The 243-nt window shown below is 62.1% G+C and carries 1 protein-coding gene; it reads left to right on the forward strand.

What is annotated here, in order from left to right; translation table 11 throughout:
* Positions 1 to 243: ABC transporter substrate-binding protein (locus tag Q5762_RS39400; protein WP_315897132.1), on the forward strand; the 243-nt coding region annotated here is incomplete at both ends.

Consider the following 243-nt stretch of genomic DNA (forward strand, 5'->3'; position numbering starts at 1 on the left):
TGAGGATTTCGGCGGGCAGCTTCTCGGTCGGCCCATCGAGATCACCTCGGCCGATCACCAGAACAAGCCGGATATCGGCGTCGGCATCGTGCGCCGCTGGTATGACACCGAGGGCGTGGACGTGATCGTCGACGTGCTGAATTCCGGCCTTGCGCTCCCGGTCCAGACGCTGGCCCAGGAGAAGAACAAGATCGTCATCTTCTCCGGGCTCAACAACAAGGACCTCAGCGGCAAGCTGTGCTC

The sequence above is a fragment of the Streptomyces sp. P9(2023) genome (assembly GCF_032436795.1).
Taxonomy (GTDB): Bacteria; Actinomycetota; Actinomycetes; order Streptomycetales; family Streptomycetaceae; genus Streptomyces.